Source organism: Chroococcidiopsis cubana SAG 39.79, assembly GCF_003991895.1.
Classification (GTDB): Bacteria; Cyanobacteriota; Cyanobacteriia; order Cyanobacteriales; family Chroococcidiopsidaceae; genus Chroococcidiopsis; species Chroococcidiopsis thermalis.
Window position 1 is genome coordinate 24,257 of sequence record NZ_RSCK01000006.1, and the last position, 15,819, is coordinate 40,075.

At 44.8% G+C, this 15,819-nt stretch carries 17 protein-coding genes and 1 tRNA gene; 11 read left to right on the forward strand and 7 right to left on the reverse strand.

The features are described 5' to 3' along the window. Nucleotides 1-5: 5 nt before the first annotated feature. Nucleotides 6-188, forward strand: coding sequence for a hypothetical protein (locus DSM107010_RS39415; protein WP_181246305.1), 183 nt, complete (start codon nt 6-8; stop codon nt 186-188). Here DSM107010_RS39415 and DSM107010_RS05720 read toward each other — a convergent pair. After that, complete coding sequence (locus DSM107010_RS05720) at nt 185-1,675, reverse strand: tetratricopeptide repeat protein (protein WP_106166666.1); 1,491 nt, start codon at nt 1,673-1,675, stop codon at nt 185-187. The two genes, DSM107010_RS39415 and DSM107010_RS05720, sit on opposite strands and share 4 nt — an antisense overlap. A 57-nt stretch (nt 1,676-1,732) precedes the next feature. Here DSM107010_RS05720 and DSM107010_RS05725 point away from each other — a divergent pair, with 57 nt between their 5' ends. The 7 genes from DSM107010_RS05725 (at nt 1,733) to DSM107010_RS05755 (ending at nt 7,838) form a co-directional block, all read left to right on the forward strand. Further along, nucleotides 1,733-2,326 carry a chromophore lyase CpcT/CpeT gene (locus DSM107010_RS05725; protein ID WP_015153142.1) on the forward strand — a complete coding sequence of 198 codons (594 nt, stop codon included), beginning with the start codon at nt 1,733-1,735 and terminating at the stop codon, nt 2,324-2,326. Between the two features lie 176 nt (nt 2,327-2,502). After that, nucleotides 2,503-2,574, forward strand: a tRNA-Cys gene (locus DSM107010_RS05730). 329 nt (nt 2,575-2,903) lie between these two features. Next, nucleotides 2,904-3,425 (forward strand): GIY-YIG nuclease family protein, encoded by a 522-nt coding sequence (locus DSM107010_RS05735; protein ID WP_106166667.1) that lies wholly within the window; start codon nt 2,904-2,906, stop codon nt 3,423-3,425. 72 nt (nt 3,426-3,497) lie between these two features. Further along, nucleotides 3,498-4,892 carry a carotenoid oxygenase family protein gene (locus DSM107010_RS05740; RefSeq protein WP_106166668.1) on the forward strand — a complete coding sequence of 465 codons (1,395 nt, stop codon included), beginning with the start codon at nt 3,498-3,500 and terminating at the stop codon, nt 4,890-4,892. 411 nt (nt 4,893-5,303) lie between these two features. Then, nucleotides 5,304-5,795: an orange carotenoid protein N-terminal domain-containing protein gene (locus DSM107010_RS05745; RefSeq protein WP_039716096.1), complete on the forward strand. Its 492-nt coding sequence runs from the start codon at nt 5,304-5,306 to the stop codon at nt 5,793-5,795. Nucleotides 5,796-5,876: 81 nt separating this feature from the next. Next, nucleotides 5,877-6,428 carry an orange carotenoid protein N-terminal domain-containing protein gene (locus DSM107010_RS05750; RefSeq protein WP_106166669.1) on the forward strand — a complete coding sequence of 184 codons (552 nt, stop codon included), beginning with the start codon at nt 5,877-5,879 and terminating at the stop codon, nt 6,426-6,428. A gap of 117 nt (nt 6,429-6,545) precedes the next feature. Further along, nucleotides 6,546-7,838, forward strand: coding sequence for a phospholipase D-like domain-containing protein (locus tag DSM107010_RS05755; RefSeq protein ID WP_106166670.1), 1,293 nt, complete (start codon nt 6,546-6,548; stop codon nt 7,836-7,838). A gap of 23 nt (nt 7,839-7,861) precedes the next feature. On the opposite strand, the gene DSM107010_RS05760 is transcribed toward DSM107010_RS05755, so the two are convergent. After that, complete coding sequence (locus tag DSM107010_RS05760) at nt 7,862-8,347, reverse strand: DUF4383 domain-containing protein (RefSeq protein WP_015153128.1); 486 nt, start codon at nt 8,345-8,347, stop codon at nt 7,862-7,864. 408 nt (nt 8,348-8,755) lie between these two features. Here DSM107010_RS05760 and DSM107010_RS05765 point away from each other — a divergent pair, with 408 nt between their 5' ends. Further along, complete coding sequence (locus tag DSM107010_RS05765; protein WP_106166672.1) at nt 8,756-10,684, forward strand: serine/threonine protein kinase; 1,929 nt, start codon at nt 8,756-8,758, stop codon at nt 10,682-10,684. An 89-nt stretch (nt 10,685-10,773) separates the two neighbouring features. Here DSM107010_RS05765 and DSM107010_RS05770 read toward each other — a convergent pair whose 3' ends face one another. Beyond that, entirely contained in the window at nt 10,774-11,313 is a 540-nt protein-coding gene (locus tag DSM107010_RS05770) for a hypothetical protein (protein ID WP_106166673.1), read from the reverse strand. A 349-nt stretch (nt 11,314-11,662) separates the two neighbouring features. On the opposite strand from DSM107010_RS05770, the gene lepB reads away from it, so the two are divergent. Then, nucleotides 11,663-12,277, forward strand: coding sequence for a signal peptidase I (gene lepB / locus DSM107010_RS05775; RefSeq protein ID WP_106166674.1), 615 nt, complete (start codon nt 11,663-11,665; stop codon nt 12,275-12,277). A gap of 55 nt (nt 12,278-12,332) precedes the next feature. Here the strand turns inward: lepB and DSM107010_RS05780 are convergent, their stop codons facing one another. The 3 genes from DSM107010_RS05780 to psbH all read right to left on the reverse strand — a co-directional run bounded on the left by DSM107010_RS05780 (nt 12,333) and on the right by psbH (nt 13,909). Beyond that, entirely contained in the window at nt 12,333-13,247 is a 915-nt protein-coding gene (locus tag DSM107010_RS05780; protein WP_015153124.1) for a helix-turn-helix domain-containing protein, read from the reverse strand. Between the two features lie 245 nt (nt 13,248-13,492). After that, entirely contained in the window at nt 13,493-13,639 is a 147-nt protein-coding gene (locus tag DSM107010_RS39420) for a hypothetical protein (protein WP_015153123.1), read from the reverse strand. A 60-nt stretch (nt 13,640-13,699) separates the two neighbouring features. Beyond that, nucleotides 13,700-13,909, reverse strand: a complete 210-nt coding sequence (gene psbH, locus DSM107010_RS05785) for a photosystem II reaction center phosphoprotein PsbH (protein ID WP_015153122.1) — start codon at nt 13,907-13,909, stop codon at nt 13,700-13,702. A gap of 2 nt (nt 13,910-13,911) precedes the next feature. Here psbH and DSM107010_RS39425 point away from each other — a divergent pair, with 2 nt between their 5' ends. Continuing rightward, the gene (locus tag DSM107010_RS39425; RefSeq protein ID WP_015153121.1) at nt 13,912-14,085 is read left to right on the forward strand and encodes a hypothetical protein; all 174 of its coding nucleotides are present in this window, start codon (nt 13,912-13,914) and stop codon (nt 14,083-14,085) included. Here the strand turns inward: DSM107010_RS39425 and psbB are convergent. Beyond that, on the reverse strand, nt 14,066-15,628 hold the full coding sequence (gene psbB, locus DSM107010_RS05790) for a photosystem II chlorophyll-binding protein CP47 (protein WP_127022549.1): 1,563 nt from the start codon (nt 15,626-15,628) through the stop codon (nt 14,066-14,068). The genes DSM107010_RS39425 and psbB overlap by 20 nt on opposite strands. Nucleotides 15,629-15,819 lie beyond the last annotated feature (191 nt).

Here is a 15,819-nt window from a genome sequence, read left to right on the forward strand (position 1 = left end):
TAGCCATGACAATATCATCACACCAAGTTGCGATCGCAGACAGAATATCTCCAGCGCGATCTTCTTTGCGCCTACTCTTCCAGAAGCCGCTTTGCGTCTTTGCACGCCAGTTGCTACAACGGGGAAAACCCCCGCAACGCACTGGCTCGTCTTTGCGCGATCCAAAATCCTACTTTGTAAAACTTTAATTAGTCCGTTGTCGATTAATTTGTTGAATCTGTTGGGTAAAGTAATCTTGTTGATATTTCAACTGTTGTGCCAGTTCTAAACCTTGTTGAAATGCAGTTAAAGCTCGATCGTAATTACCGCGAGCGAGATTAATTTGCCCAATTTGGTCGTAAGTATTCATCATGCCATAAAAATTAGCGGCAAGGCGATCGCTTTCCAAAAGAATCTGACTAGTTTGCAAAGCAGCATCAACTTGTTGTTGAGAGCGATAAAGTCGAACCATTTGACGTAGTGCATCGCTAGCTTGGGCATATTGTTGCAATTCCCAGGCAGTAGTATAAGCTTGTTGATAAGTAGTAAAAGCTTGTTTCAACTGCCCAATTGCTTCATAGTTTGCACCAATATCTAACTGTAAAGCAGGTAATAAATCGTTTTGTTGTTGTTCCTGGTAGATTGCTCCTAACCTTTTTTGAACTGCTAGTGCTTGCTGGTATTGTCTGGCTTGTTCGTAGATATAATTCAACTGTTGTAAGTAATTAATCACCTCTAGGCGATCGCCCCGCTGGGTGGCATTTTGTAATAGTTGTTCGTATGCAGCTGCGGCTGGAGGGTAGTTAAACCAGCTCAGATGTAATTCGGCGATCGTTCTTAGAGTAGTTTCTACTGCAACGGCATCTTTCTGTTGACGATGAATAGCCAAAATCCTCTCATAAACCGCGATCGCGCTTTTTGGTTCGCGCACCTGTTGGAACGCTATCCCTAAACTATTCAATACTTCTAAGTTAGGTGAAATGAAAACTTGAGATTGTTGCCGATCTTCCTTTTTCTGTTTATCTGGTGGTAAAACTTGAATTTGCTGCCCAATTTCCTGCAATCTCCGCGTAATTGCATTCAACTCTAAACGGCGGTTTTCTTGCCAAGCAATCTCTCCTACTCTCCCCAAAGCTGGAATTTCTTCCGTAATCCCCAAAAATCTTCTCAGCCTTAGCTCTCGACTCCAAATCGCAAATGCTTTTTCCGTATTTCCTGCGGTGAAGCTAGCAGTTGCTTGCTGGTTTAATTTATCCAATGCAGCTCTGAGTCTCAGCTTTTCTGAAGTCGATAGGGGACGGATAAGTTGAGGTAGTAGCGGATCTGGAGTCGTAATCTCTAGAGGATTATAGAATTCTTGCTCTTGTTGCTCTGGTTCTGGTTGACGATTCTGCGCCAAACTAGGGACACTACCGCACAACCAGAGAATGCAAAGAATAGGGAGTAGGAAGTAGGGAGCAGGGAGTAGGGAAAGAAAGAGAGCTGAGGGAGACAAGGAAGACAAGGGGGACAAGGGAGCAGGGGAGCAGAGGGGCAGGGGTGAACAGAGCTGAGGGATCTGAGGAGGCTGAGGGAGAAACCTCTCGCCTCTTGCCTCTTGCCTCTTGCCTCTTTTCACGCACCACGCACCACGCACCACTCTCTTTTCTGGCTCCTGTTTTGACTTTTGACTTCTGACTTTTAACTTTTGAGACATAGGAAGTTTTAAAATACTGGCAATAGTAAGTCGTTGGCTTTCGAGTAATTTCTACTAATGACCCATTCTACGGATATTGAGACACTAGCTCGCTGGATGGCAGCTGATTTTAGCAATCAAGCGCAAGCTTTTGAAAACCCTCCTTTTTTTGCCCATATTCGCGTTTGTATGCGTCCCCTTCCCCTGAATCTATTATCTGGGGTTAGCTTTTACGTAGAACAAGCCTATGATTACATGCTCGGCAACCCATATCGGGTAAGAGTCTTAAAGTTATTGCAGGCAGGCGATCGCATTGAAATTGAAAATTACACCATTAAGCAAGAAGAAGAATTTCACGGTGCATCCCGCGATCTCAAACGTCTGCAAGCATTATCAAGCGATCGCCTGGAAAAGCTACCCGGATGTAACATGATCGTCCAATGGGTAGACAATGGCTTCAAAGGTACAGTTGAACCAGGTAAGTGCTGTATGGTCGTGCGTAAAGGTAAAACTACCTATCTCGACAGCGAATTTGAAATTGATGGCGATAAATTTATCAGTCGCGATCGCGGACGCGACCCCGAAACTGACGAACACGTATGGGGTTCAGTGGCGGGACCATTTTACTTTGTTCGCTGGCACAGCTATGCTGATGAGGTAAAAATTTCCTGAATTCAAAATTGCGTCAAAAGTTGCGTAAGGCTCGATCCTTACGGTAAGGTAGACGAGGTTGATGCGGCGGCTCTTGCTTGCCCGACTGAGATCTCGTCACTTTCTGGCACAATACCAAACCACCAGTAGATCCAAAGTTCTAAAAAGTGATATAATATATTGCCTGTGAAGATGTCGGCGACATAGCCAAGTGGTAAGGCAGAGGTCTGCAAAACCTTTATCCCCCGGTTCAAATCCGGGTGTCGCCTTAAGGAGTCCAGCTCACAAAAGCGTTCTATAGGTTCAGTCTACTAGGACGCTAGTACTATTTTTTAAGTTTGGGTTACTTGAGGTTAAAAGACGATCGACGCAAATAGACGATCGCTCTGCCAGCCGTGGGATGTGGCGTATGCAACGCCAGATGCTATAAGCGGGGAAACCCCGCCAGCGCACTAGCTTCTTTTTAATGCAGTCTTAAAAAGCATAGTAACACTAGGTAAAAATATGAGATAGTAATTCTAGGTGGAGGTACTTCAGTAGAGGGGTAGAGGGGCAGGGGAGCTATTACCAATTACCAATTACCAATTACCAATTATCAATGACCCCTCTCACAGATTTAGAAGCAATTCCATATATTGATACAGACGGTCAATTACCAGCACAGTACCAAGGTAAAGTAGGAGTCTATGCAATTTTTGACTCGGACAAGGTACTGCAATATATCGGGTATTCTCGCGATGTTTATCTCAGTTTGCAACAGCATTTCGTCCGCCAACCGCAAAAGTGTTATTGGCTGAAAATACAAACCATCGACCGTCCCAGTCGGTCAGTCTTGGAAAATATTCGCCAGGAGTGGATTGAGGAAAATGGATCGGTTCCCCCTGGAAATGGTGCTGATGAAACTATATGGACTCAACCAATTGATGCTAAATTATCGCTGACACCTGAAGAACAAAAAAGTTTAGCAGATGGTGATGAATTGGCTCAAATAAAAATTTTAAAAACTGCGGCAAGACGAGTTGAAGCAGAAATTTCATCCCAATTACAAACTCGCGGTTTGCAAATGCAATTACGGTTTAATCCTAAGCTCAAAGAACAGGGATTATTAGACTTGAAGTAATTGCTCGCATAGCCGATCGCCGCGATCGCGCCTATATTGAAAAAAGTGCGATCGCCAGATAGAACAGACAGAATGGAAACAACAACAGCAGTTAATCCCTTTCTTGAGGGTAACTTTGCGCCCGTGCGTGAAGAGATGACTTCCGATCCGCTTAAGGTGATTGGCGAACTCCCTACCGATTTATCAGGGATGTTCGTGCGCAATGGTCCCAATCCTCAGTGGACACCCATCGGACAGTATCACTGGTTTGATGGAGATGGGATGTTGCACGGAGTCGAAATTCGTCATGGCAAAGCTAGCTATCGCAACCGCTACGTCAGAACGCGAGGCTTTGAAATTGAGCAAAAAGCGGGTAAAGCGGTTTGGAGTGGCATATTAGAACCACCTCAGCCAGATAGCGACGGCTACAAAAACGCTGCGAATACTGCCTTGGTATGGCACGCAGGGCAACTTCTAGCCACTTGGGAAGGAGGTGCGCCCCACGCGATCGAGGTTTCCCAGTTAGAGACGAAGGGCGAGTATACCTATAACGGTAAGTTAGCTTCTGCTTTTACTGCCCATCCTAAAGTCGATCCAGTGACGGGCGAGATGATGTTTTTTGGTTACTCGTTTGCTCCGCCATTTGTCAAATACAGTATTGTTTCTCCACAAGGCGAGTTATTGCGCACGATACCGATAGAATTGCCAATGGGGGTGATGATGCACGACTTTGCCATCACTGCCAATTACACGATATTTATGGATCTGCCGATGACTTTTAACCCCGCACGGATGCAGCGTGGCGAACCTGGGTTAATGTTTGAACGCGATCGCCCCAGCCGTTTTGGTATTCTCCCCCGTCACGGCGACAGTGACAGTATTCGTTGGTTTGAATCTTCTTCCTGCTATGTCTTCCATACCCTCAATGCTTACGAGGAGGGAGACGAAGTAGTGCTAATTGCCTGTCGCATGAGTTCTACTAATGTCTTTGTGACGCAGCCAGAACAGCGCGATCCTGATGGTGATATTCCCCGTTTGCATAGTTGGCGGTTCAATCTTAGCACCGGAACAGTGCGAGAGGAAATGCTAGATGACGTACCTATAGAGTTTCCCCGCGTTAACGAAAATTTGTTAGGACGCAAAACTCGCTATGGTTATGTAGGAAAAATGGCTCCTACACCTCTACCTTTGTTTGACGGTTCGATCAAATACGACCTTCAAGCAGGTTATGCTCAAACCTACGAGTATGGTAAGGGACGCTATGGTGGTGAGGCTGTATTCGTTCCTCGTCCTGATGCAACTGTAGAGGATGATGGGTGGTTAGTTACCTTTGTCTACGATACTGATGCAGATACTTCTGAATTATTGGTGCTAAATGCCCAAGATTTGAGTAGCGATCCTGTGGCGCGGGTATTAATTCCTCAGCGCGTACCTTATGGCTTTCACGGAACTTGGGTATCTCAACAGCAGTTGGATGCTTCCGTGTAGTAGGGCAAATCCAAATAGATCTCGGTTAGGAATGACAAGATCTTACCGATCTCCCAGCCCGCTTAAAAAGGGGGTTTTGTTCCAACACTTCTCGGTTAAAATTCGATCCCCCCAACCCCCCCTATTAAGGGGGGCTAGGGGGGATCTCCAAGGGCTATGTAATCTAACCGAGAAGTATTGGGTTTTGTCCTCTCTTGTATAAAATCATCCTGCCTTTAAAAAGGAGTTGGGAAGAGATCGACTGCCTAACTCTCGCTAGATTTGATTTTTCCTCTGCCTGTAGTCAGGTTTTCTACTTCTATCTTCAGTAGGTTTAAGCAAGTTAATAATCTTTGTTACTGTGCAAAAGGTTAGTCATAATCTGCTGACGACAAAGATAAGTTTAGCCGAAGAAGTTTAGAAGGAGTTAATATGACATTTACTCAAAGCAACGACCAGAATCTTAGTCAATTTGTTGCTTCAATTCAGAAATTAAATGTAGACGATCAATTAGCTTTGTTCTACTTCATTTACAAGAAAATGGGTGATTCTGTTACCCCAGCCGCACCAGGAGCTAGTACTGCATCTGCGGATGTAGCTGAAGGTTTATTTAACCAAATTAAAGAAAAGTCTCACGAAGAACAACTACAATTTCAACGGGACTTAATTAATAAGGCTGATAACGAGTACACGCGGATGTATGGTTCGATGAGCGATACTACTAAACTACTATTTTGGTATCGTCTAGCTCAAGGAATGGACAGCAACGTTATCAGTCCTATGCCTCCAAACTACGAGCTTTCCAGTGAATCAAAAGAGATATTAAACCAGCTCGAAGGGATAGATTTCGAGCAACAAATTACTCTATTCCGCGACTATGTATCGCCGATGGGCGCTGAACCCAAGCAAGGCGCGGAAGTATAGAGATGCAAGGGCGCGAAATTTCGCGCCTCGAAAGATTCTGGAACGAAATTACAAACCAAAATTAACAGTAAAGAGGCAAATATGGCATTTACAAACGTTAACGATCTGAAGCCACTAGCAAAACAATTTACGAGCCTAGATATCGATGACCAGCTAGGAGTAATGGCTTTAATCTACATAGAAATTGCTAGTTCGATTCCATCTGATAGTTTACCAACAAGCTCTAGTGATGTTCAAAGCATCGTCGGAAGCGTACAAAAAATGTCCTCTGAAGAGCAGATAAATGCTCTACGCGATTTGTTGCCAGCCAACAAAACAGATCAAGACGAAACTATGCTCGATCCTAATCCTGCTAAGGCACTGCCGGAATTGCTCCAAGGTAAATCAGAAGTTCCTACGGGGGAATATGGCAAGCTAAATCCTGAATCTAAGTTGGCAGTTTGGTATCTTTTTGCACAAAAACTAGGAAATGGAATCGTTGCCATTCCCAGCGATTACAGCCCTTCAGCGGAAGCAATGCAAGTCTTCAATTCCCTCAAATCTATGGGACAAGAGCAAATGGCTAATTTCGTAGTCAAAGGTATGGAAGAGTTGAGTTCCAACATCACAGAACCGCCCAAGAATGCGGAATAAGCGATCGCTCAAATCACATACAGCTAGATAATCTTCATTGCTACCAGGCTAAGTCTGATAGCATTTTTTTATACTCGATTAGGATTGCGTTTATCCACAACAAATGACCAATGACCAATGACCCAACTTTTCCCGCTATTATGGTGGATTGGTGGTGGCTGTTTAACCGCCATTATCGGTGTCTTCGTAATTCTATATTTTCGAGGCACATTTCGCGATCGCATTGAGTACAAAGTTCAAAATGTTCCCGCGCCTCAAGATGCACGCTTTTCCCTCGCCCTAGCTAGCTTATCTAACTCTGTCATTACCAGCGGGCGCTCGACAGATTTTTGGCTGGAAGCAGAAGAAATCAATGCTGCACGACTAGAAGCCGTCCGTAGCGCCAAACATACGATTCACTTCGAGACATTTTTCATGACTCCCGGGTACAGGGCAAACGATTTCGCCGCCGCGATCGCCGAAAAAGCGCAGGCAGGTGTTAATGTACAAGTCATTGTCGATAAGTATGGGGTCAAAACTTTACCGCAGCGTTACTGGAGACGACTGAAAGCTGCTGGAGTCGAAGTCAGGTTCTTCAATGATTTTAACTGGCGATCGCCCATTGATTATTTTGCCCGCAGTCACCGCAAGCTATTAATTATTGATGGCGAATTTGCCTTAATTGGTGGTGCAGGTGTCTCCGACTATTGGGATGGCAGAGATAATATTCGAGGAACTCATCCTTGGTACGACTTTGAAACGCGGCTAGAAGGCGAAGTTGTCGCCGTGTTAGAAGGTATGTTCATGCAACACTGGACTTACGTACATGGTACTGCTGACTTATCGACTACAGTTTCCCATCTGGGAACGTCGAGCAACCCGACAATTCTCGTTACCGCAGGCGACGATCCTTCCTATCGTTCTGCATCAGTTAAAGCTTTATTTCAAGTTAGCATTCATGCTGCCAGACAGCAGGTTTGGATTGCCAGCCCCTATTTTCTTGCCGATAAAAATATCCGCATTGCGCTAGTTGATGCCAAAAAACGGGGGGTTGATGTCAAAATATTCACGAATGGAATTCGCTCAGACAAAAGATTTGTCTATTTTGCTTCCTGCGAACAATATCGCGACCTACTCGCTGCGGGCATAGAAATTTATGAATATCAACCCAGTATGATGCACGCTAAGGCATTGTTATTAGATAGTTGTTGGCTCAGTACTGGCAGTGCTAATTTCGACCCGCGTAGTTTTTTTCATAATGACGAGTTAGATATTTCTACTTCTGATATTTGCTTAGTCAAGCACGTTGAAAAAATATTTTTACAAGGATTTGCTAAATCCAAACAAGTCAGTTTCAGGGAATGGAAAAAACGCCCTTTATGGCAAAGGGCGTTAGCTAAAATTGTTCTCTTTTTTGAATCGCAATTGTAGAAATACAAAATTTTGTGTCTCTACTAAATATTTCGTGCTACTCCAACATCATTGACTTTTGCAGGTAAAATAATGCCGTAATATAAAGCAGCAACTGCTGTTAAACCGTTCAGCAAAACGTTGCCACCAAAAATTGGCATCAACCCAAATACTGTGTTGGTCGCAGGAATGACTCCTAAAAGAGCAATTAAGATGTAGGAAACGGCAAAAAAGCGGTTAAATACCCGCGCACTACTTGCACTGGTATAGGAAGCAATCCCAAAAATTCCTACAGCACAATGGACTAAATTGTGTAAGAAATTGGTAGGAAATGCCCCAAATAAATAGCCAAATCCGGCAGAATAAGCTCCTGTTGCAACATCTGGTGGAACGTATGAGGCGTTGGTTCCAGGTAGGTGAACGAAAGCTGGAATAAAGCCAGCAATACCGAGAATTAAAAAAGTAATTCCAAGAACTAGAGCGCAATAACGCTCTGCCATGTTCATTTTGTCCATTTTCATGGCATCCATACTCGCTATTCCTCCCGTCACTAAGTACAAATTCTTGTTATTGAAAAGGTCAACCCCTATATTCTCTAATTCAACTTATATAACTGCGATCGCACTCTATCCAAAGATAGGGATGGGAAAATTCGGAATTCGGAATTCGGAATTTAGAGATAACGTTAAAAATATTTTTAATGTCGCAATTATAATGTCTGCAAAAAGGAAGACGATCTTCTGGTGACTATCGAGGTAACTCTTTTGGCATGAACAAAACACACAGTTTTAAATTCCCGCGCCAAAACCCATAATTCGTTCTACAGTCAAATCTAAATTAGGGAAGAATTGGGAAATGATGCGATCGCTGCCTGTAAAACTCGTAAAACTGATAACTGACTAATGTAAAATCTATAAAGCCTGCATCCACAGCTGATTGTGCCTTATCAGCCTAGCGTTACTCTCTGTATCAATCCTAGTGACCCCCAGCATCCACACGTCCAAGCAGGGGGAAACAAGTTTTGTACGACTTGCGGCGCGGCGATCGCGTTGCGAGAGCGTTATATTCCACTCAAAAAATTAGGAACGGGTGGATTTTCTGTAATTTACAGCATTTGGGATCTGCAAACTCAGACCGAACGAGTGTTGAAGATTTTGCTAGAAAATGGCGCTAAAGCAAGACAATTATTTCAGCAGGAAGCGGCAATTTTAACCAGCCTCAACCATCCTGGGGTTCCTAGAGTCGAGCCAGACGGCTATTTTCACATACCCGCCAGCAATTCCAAGCGGGATCTATTTTGTCTGGTCATGGAAAAAATCGATGGTCAGACTTTAGAGGCTATCCTCGACAAGTACGACCGAGGTTGTCCAGAAGAAATGGTTCGAGATTGGTTCGGACAAGCTTTAGAAATTTTACAGGTATTGCATAGCAGGCAGATCATCCACCGCGACCTGAAACCCTCAAATTTAATGCTACGTCAAGCAACAAATCGACTAGTATTGATCGATTTTGGTGGAGCCAAAAAAAGGCGATCGCGTCAGCATTCCGTGTCCGCCGCAGAAAGCTCAACTCGTCTCTATTCCCCTGGCTACAGCCCTCCAGAACAATCTTCGGGTCGGGATGTGGAACCAGCCGCCGATTTCTATGCTTTGGGTAGAACGACAATTGAATTACTCACTGGTCAGCCTCCCTCTGAGTTGGAAGATCCCGTAACCAAAGAGCTGAGTTGGCGACATTTAGTCCAAGTTAGCTCATCATTTGCCGATCTCCTGGATGAATTAGTGCAGGAAGATGCCCGCCTGCGTCCAACTAGTGCTACGGCGATCGAACAAAGGTTATTACAAAGTCCGCCGACCGAAACGCAACCATCTGTATATCAAGCGATTCATCAACTGAGTTTGAATGGCTGGAAGCGATCGCAACTCATAGCTACCTACTTAACTCACCGCTTAGCGCAAATTAGCAAACAGCGATCGCCCCAACTTGTGAATCAAATGCATCAGATTGCTGCGCGAACGACGAATTTGTTCGCAGAAACAATTAGGAAGCAATCGCCGCCATCAACCTTTCAAACTCACAATACTGCCCCCCAGGGATCGCATACTCTACGACAAGTAACCCAGCGCAGACTATCGACAAGCCGCTTTGCGTCTATACCATTTGTTACCAAGATCGGTAGAAGCCTAGCGAATATCGCTCGTTCTCTATGGCAATTGACTACCCAAGTAGGACACGCTGGAATAGATACTATCCGAGCAATTGTGTGGAGCGCGATCGCGGCTGTTGTTGGAACTAGTATCGGCTTTATCTTTGGTTATTTTTCTCCCCTGGGAATCGCAGTCAATAGCTTCCTAGTAGAATACCTACCCCAACTGATGACAGACTCTCAAATTGCCACAGAAGCAGAATCGATCGTGTTTGCCTCTGCGGGGTTATTTACAGCGTTGGGATTGACCGCACTAGGAGTTTTTGACCAACGACGGCGCTATTTCATCTCTGCTTTGCTAGGTGCTAGTGGTTATGTTTTGGGCTGGTTGTGTTGGACTTTAATTACGCCTTACATGGGAATTTGGAGCTTGCCTGCAACTGTTTGCGTGGCGATCGCCTTTCTCGTCTCTGGCTTGGGTTTGCGCCGTCATCGCTTTTTTCATGCTACCGTTGCTGCTGTTAGTACGGCGATCGTGTTTACTATTCTCGTTCGACTCAATCTTTTCCCAGCCCTAATTTTTCATCTTAGCCCGCAACCAAGTTGGTTTGAGCTTCAGTTGTATGCTACCTTTTTTGGCGCGATCGCCGCGATCTCTAGTTGCTGTCTGGGGATTAGCCACTACATCCTTATTCCTTGCTGGCGTTGGTTGCAGCGCTAAAGAGAGCAAGAGGCAGAATCTGAAAAAGATTTCTTCTGTCTCCTGCCCTTTACAATTGCATATCTAGACGCAAGCCTTACCGCACGCTACTATTGCTGGCATTCACGAAATTCTCTCGAACCTCCTCCAGTTGGTTCTGGAATTTGATTGGACTCGCAAAATATTCCAGCTCTATCGGTGTTAGAGCCGGAAGTTGAGGTTTGCGATTCAGGGGTAGACGTATCGCTAGCATCGGGGCTAGTCGTAGCATCAGGACTCGTGGTTTCGGGCGTACCTGCATCAGGAGTTACGTCAGGCGTAGTCGTTCCCTCTGGACTCGTACCTGGCGCGGGGCTAGTTGCATCGGGTACAGTCGTATCCGGTGTAGTTGCATCGGGTGTAGTTGCATCGGGTGTAGTTGCATCGGGTGTAGTTGCATCGGGTACAGTCGTATCCGGTGTAGTCGTTCCTTCTGGGCTTGTACCAGGCTCAATCCCTGCGGGTGGAGTTGTTTGACTATCAGGAGTCGTAGGTACTTCCTGGGTTTGAGCTTGTAATAGGACTGAGGATTGTGGCTTTGCTTGAGCTGAGAAACCGCCTACGAGCAATAGGGCGAGAACAGAACCACCTGTCAAAAACTGTTTGAGCATATTTTACTGTCTCCTTTGCTTTAGCTGTCGTGCTAGAAATCTAGAAATTCATAGCTCAGCTTGGCATTTCTGAGTTTATTGCCACCTGTACCATAATGTAGATTTGGTATTTTTGGCTACCGACGTAGTCGATACAAATATTTCTGTCATAAAAATTACTTTTTACGATCGAAGTCTATCTTTCAACTGCAACGAACATACATTTTTTGTATAAAAAATTACTTGAGCCTTGCTCGCAGACAAAGTTACATAAGTAATAACTAGCCAACTAAATAAAGGTATTATGGTTATTTATAAAAAGAGCTAATAACTACCCGCAACTCACGACTCACAATTCACTGTATGGTTTATGACATCTCAGAAAACTAATTCGCCAGATCCAGCAACGACAACTCAAGAAACAAAAACATCAGAAGCATCTGGATGGTTGCGACTATGGCGATCGCAGGAGGAAAATATTCGCCTAGTTGCGATCGCTCTAGTTATGGCGCTGATAATCCGCATTTTTGTGGCGGAACCGCGCTATATTCCCTCAGATTCGATGATACCCACCTTACATACAGGCGATCGCTTGGTAGTCGAAAAAGTCTCGTATTGGTTTCACCCAGCTGAAACAGGCGACATTGTAGTGTTTGAACCACCTGCACAGTTGCAAAGTATGGGTTATCACAAAAACCAAGTTTTTATCAAACGAGTTATCGGTCAACCTGGGGATACCGTCAGCGTGAAGAACGGTCGAGTTTATCTTAACGGGCGATCGCTCTCGGAAGATTATATTGCCGAACCACCTGCCTATCAACTCAACTCAGTCCAAGTTCCAGCAGAATCTTACTTCGTCATGGGAGACAACCGCAACGATAGTAACGACTCCCACGTTTGGGGCTTTTTACCTCAACAGAATATTATCGGTCGCGCCGTATTCCGTTTCTTCCCCCTCGATCGCATGGGATTTATCTCAAACTAGCGCGATTTTCAGGCAAAACAAAGCAGCTAGTCTCTTGGTGTGGAATTCTGGATCTTCAAGCTTTTAGACTCTGGCGAAAACTAGAAGGAGTGGTCGCAGTATGTTTTTTAAAGAAGCGAGAAAAGTATGCTGCATCGTTAAAGCCAAGTCGAAAGGCAATCTCCTGCACGGATTCAGTCGATCTTGACAGCATTGCTTGGGCTTCGGATAGAGTTTTTTCAATCATCCAGGCGTTGACAGATTTACCCGTTTTGCTCTTAATCACCGTACTGAAATAACCAGGGTGAAGATGCTGCGCTTGGGCAAAGTCCTGCACTCGATATGGGCGATCGAGTTTACCCATTGCAAGATCGCGAAAATGAGCTTCCAGGTTGCGCTTGAATGTCATGACAATCTCTGAACCCGTTTGCGATTCAGCCAAAGGATTATAGGTATTCCAAAACTGCTCTTTAATTTTGAATAGCAGTACAACTGTCAAACTGCCAATAATTTTGAATTTGTAGGCAGAATCCGATTGGTATTCTTGTAAAAGTTGCGTTCCCAAGTCGTCAAAAATTTGAAAAACTTCGCGATCGGGATAGTGCGGTGGCACAATCTCGGCAATTAAAAACGGAAAATCATCAAAAATATTTTCATGGACGTATTGCTTCAGAAATGTTTCTGAAAACGTAATCACGTAGCCATGCGATAGTTCGTGAATCTTAAATCCTTTGACGTGACCGGGATTAGTAAAGTAAATCGTCCTGTCCTTTGTTTCGTAAGATTGACCGTCAAGAATGTAGCGACCCCGTCCTTTACGAATGAGCAAGATCGAGTAATAGTTAGCGCGAAATAGGGGAGACTCGATCGGCACATTGCTATGAACTAGCTCAAGCTGATGAATCGTAAAATCAACGTCTTGTTTTAGGGTTCCACCCATTGATGCATAAAACTCAGACATGGAGTTGTAAGCTTTAATCGCATCAGACATTGGCATACTCTACTATTTCAAAGTCTGCCTTAATTGTACTTTGTCGGGTATAGGTTGATACGAATAAGCAAACAAAGTCCGCTGGTGCGGACTCAGGGAAAATTAAGGGTTTTGAACCTGCGTTGTTTTGAAATTGCGTTATTTTGACTCCTCGCATCCTGAAGCCACGACCAAACGCCAGTCACCTAGTCCCGCGTTTATTGTCAAGTCAGGTTTTTTGTCTGAACTAGGCGATCGCACCGATGCTAACGGCGATCTGCGGGATACGTACTCGATGCGTACACAATTAAGAGAACGCACAATAAAAAAGCTGCTAATAAACCGAATAAAACTCCAGTTGCAGTTGAAGCAAATTGCCCTTCACCGTAGGCAAAATAATAGATGTGATGCATGAAACTACCTCAAACTCAAAAATTTTGATGCGATCGCAGCAAGGCGATCTATCCGAGTTTCTACCAACCTACATGAATACCTCGAACCATGAGTGAGGCATTGGCAAGCTCCAAAATGATTAATAAAAACAAGAAAAACAACAGCATTAAACCTACCATTAACGGTGTTGTACCCCAACCAGGGGCAACCTTACCAGCTTCCGAATTGAAATTTCTGAAAAAGTACTGCACGGGGGCAGTTTTTTTAGGTTGATATTTTGGTTGTTGCATAAATGAGGGGTGAGGGAGATAAGGGAGACAAGGAAGACAAGGGGGAACTCGCTCTTCCCCACGACCGAAGGGAGTGGGGATTAGGGGGCGAAGGGGGCGAAGGGAGACAAGGGAGACAAGGGGGAATTTATCGACTCCCGACTCCCGACTCCCCAGTTATGCAGCAGGTTCTCTAGTGCCAGCCATAGCTGCGACAGGTATTTTCTTACGTGTAGTAAGGTCTCCTACCTTCTGGAAGACACCAAACTCCACCTGTTCGTCCAAACCAGGATCGATACCAGCAAAGACATCTCGGAAGATAGCGCGGGAACCGTGCCAAATATGCCCGAAGAACCACACTAAAGCAAAGCAACAATGGAAAAAGGCAAAGAATCCGCGATTGCTGGTGCGGAATACGCCGTCAGAGTTATAGGTTTCGCGATCGAAATCAAAGACTTCACCGAGTTGAGCTTGACGGGCAAATTTCTTCACCGTGCTTGGTTCTGTATATGTTTGACCGTCTAATGTGCCACCCACAAAGCTAACCGTAACGCCTTTTTGCTCGAAGCTATACTTGGCTTCTGCTCTACGGAAAGGAATATCGGCGCGGACGACATCATCTTTATCTGTCAAAACGACTGGGAAGGTTTCAAAGAAATTCGGCATTCTGCGCACGTTTAATTCCCGTCCTTCGCCGTCTTTGAAAATGGCATGACCGAGCCAAGCTTTGGCGACTCCATCTCCATCCACCATCCGACCGACTCGGAACAAACCGCCTTTTGCCGGACTGTTGCCAACGTAATCGTAAAACGCTAGCTTTTCAGGAATTGCCGACCAAGCTTCCGAGAGGCTTTTACCTTCAGCTAAATTGGATTGAACGCGGCGATCGATCTCTTTTTTGAAGTAATTTTGATCCCATTGAAACCGAGTAGGACCCCATAATTCAATCGGAGTGGTAGCAGTGCCGTACCACATCGAACCGCAAGCAACAAAACCAGCGAAGAAGAATACTGCCAACCCGCTAGCAAGTGCGCCTTCAATATTTCCCATTCTCAAGGCTTTGTACAGTACCTCTGGCGGTCGCGTCACAATATGGAACAATCCGCCAATAATACCGACAATTCCCGCCGCAATGTGGTGCGCCACCACACCACCAGGATTGTAAGGATTAAAGCCTTCTGCTCCCCAGACAGGCGCAACGCCTTGGACGTGACCAGTTAATCCATACGGGTCGCTGACCCACATCCCAGGTCCAAAAATTCCCGTTAAATGGAAAGCACCAAAACCAAAACAGAATAACCCTGCTAACAATAAATGAATGCCAAAAATTCTGGGAAGATCTAACACTGGTTCGTTTGTTTTGGGGTCGAAAAATGTCGCCAGATCCCAATAAACCCAGTGCCAACAAGCGGCAAGAAATTCTAATCCTGAGAAAATAATATGGGCGATCGCCACAGTTTCAAACGTCCAAAAACCAGGATCGGCAACCGATTCACCTGTAATACTCCAACCTTGCCAAGAATTAGTTACTCCCAAACGAGCCACAAAGGGCATTAAAAAACATCCTTGTCGCCACATTGGGTTTAAAACTGGATCGCTAGAGTCGTATAATGCTAATTCAAATAACAGCATAGAACCAGCAAAACCCGCACACAGAGCATTATGCATTAGGTGTACGGCAATTAATCTTCCTGGGTCATTTATGACCGATGTATGTACTCGATACCAAGGTAATCCCATTAATTATGCTCCTTTTGGTAATTGGTAATTGGTAATTAGTAATTGGTAGTTGGTCTACGATCGCTAGTCAATCGCTACTCTTTACTACTCACTACTTACTGTCCCATCAAACAAAAAGTTGTAGGTAGGTTCTCGATATAAAATTGGGAAAAAAGTATTTTATTCCAATTAAAAACAAGACGAGAACAAAT

Bases quoted from the DNA above. Each gene is read 5' to 3' on its own strand.
- DSM107010_RS39415 (WP_181246305.1), top strand. From the start codon at position 6: ATGACAATATCATCACACCAAGTTGCGATCGCAGACAGAATATCTCCA.
- DSM107010_RS05720 (WP_106166666.1), bottom strand. From the start codon at position 1,675: ATGTCTCAAAAGTTAAAAGTCAGAAGTCAAAAGTCAAAACAGGAGCCA.
- DSM107010_RS05725 (WP_015153142.1), top strand. From the start codon at position 1,733: ATGACCCATTCTACGGATATTGAGACACTAGCTCGCTGGATGGCAGCT.
- DSM107010_RS05735 (WP_106166667.1), top strand. From the start codon at position 2,904: ATGACCCCTCTCACAGATTTAGAAGCAATTCCATATATTGATACAGAC.
- DSM107010_RS05740 (WP_106166668.1), top strand. From the start codon at position 3,498: ATGGAAACAACAACAGCAGTTAATCCCTTTCTTGAGGGTAACTTTGCG.
- DSM107010_RS05745 (WP_039716096.1), top strand. From the start codon at position 5,304: ATGACATTTACTCAAAGCAACGACCAGAATCTTAGTCAATTTGTTGCT.
- DSM107010_RS05750 (WP_106166669.1), top strand. From the start codon at position 5,877: ATGGCATTTACAAACGTTAACGATCTGAAGCCACTAGCAAAACAATTT.
- DSM107010_RS05755 (WP_106166670.1), top strand. From the start codon at position 6,546: ATGACCCAACTTTTCCCGCTATTATGGTGGATTGGTGGTGGCTGTTTA.
- DSM107010_RS05760 (WP_015153128.1), bottom strand. From the start codon at position 8,347: ATGGATGCCATGAAAATGGACAAAATGAACATGGCAGAGCGTTATTGC.
- DSM107010_RS05770 (WP_106166673.1), bottom strand. From the start codon at position 11,313: ATGCTCAAACAGTTTTTGACAGGTGGTTCTGTTCTCGCCCTATTGCTC.
- lepB (WP_106166674.1), top strand. From the start codon at position 11,663: ATGACATCTCAGAAAACTAATTCGCCAGATCCAGCAACGACAACTCAA.
- DSM107010_RS05780 (WP_015153124.1), bottom strand. From the start codon at position 13,247: ATGTCTGATGCGATTAAAGCTTACAACTCCATGTCTGAGTTTTATGCA.
- DSM107010_RS39420 (WP_015153123.1), bottom strand. From the start codon at position 13,639: ATGCATCACATCTATTATTTTGCCTACGGTGAAGGGCAATTTGCTTCA.
- psbH (WP_015153122.1), bottom strand. From the start codon at position 13,909: ATGCAACAACCAAAATATCAACCTAAAAAAACTGCCCCCGTGCAGTAC.
- DSM107010_RS39425 (WP_015153121.1), top strand. From the start codon at position 13,912: ATGAGGGGTGAGGGAGATAAGGGAGACAAGGAAGACAAGGGGGAACTC.
- psbB (WP_127022549.1), bottom strand. From the start codon at position 15,628: ATGGGATTACCTTGGTATCGAGTACATACATCGGTCATAAATGACCCA.